Source organism: Komagataeibacter melaceti (assembly GCF_003403295.1).
Lineage (GTDB): Bacteria > Pseudomonadota > Alphaproteobacteria > Acetobacterales > Acetobacteraceae > Komagataeibacter > Komagataeibacter melaceti.
Window position 1 is genome coordinate 1 of sequence record NZ_QUWV01000008.1, and the last position, 631, is coordinate 631.

At 58.6% G+C, this 631-nt stretch carries 1 pseudogene; it reads right to left on the reverse strand.

Annotation, left to right across the window (positions count from 1 at the left end):
* Nucleotides 1–631 (reverse strand): annotated as a pseudogene (locus DY926_RS01015) (IS3-like element ISGxy1 family transposase); the annotation flags it as partial.

A 631-nucleotide genomic window follows, 5' to 3' on the forward strand; every position in this document is an offset into this window, starting at 1 on the left:
ACCTTGCGCGTGAACCAGTCCATGATCGCCACGAGATAGAGAAATCCCCGTTTCATGGGAATATATGTGATATCGGAACACCAGACCTGGTTAGGTCGATCAATGACCAGATCCCGCAGCAGATATGGATATTTCCGATGCTCCGGATGGGGCACACTCGTGCGTGGCTTCTGGTAGATCGCCCGCAGGCCCATGATCGCCATGAGCCGGCGGACGCGTTTGCGCCCCACTTCATGTCCCAGGCGGCGCAGATGCCATGTCATCTGCCGCGAGCCATAATACGGCCTTTCCAGGAACTGGGCGTCGATCAGCCGCATCAACTCCAGATTGGCCTCACTCTGTGGCACAGACCGATAGTAGACGCCCGACCGGTTGAGTCGCAGCAGCGTGCATTGCCGAATTATCGGCAGACGCGCTCGCTTCGGGTCAATCATCTGCCGCCTCTGATCACGCCCAACCGAGCAGAGGCATCGCGTAAAAAATCCCGTTCCACGAGAAGCTCGCCTATCTTCGCGTGCAGTTTCTCCACATCAGCAGGGCTGACCGGGGGCTCAGACGTCGCTTTCCCGGAAAAGGTGGCCGCCATCCCCTCGATCGCCTGCCGTTTCCACTGGGCGATCATCGTCTGATG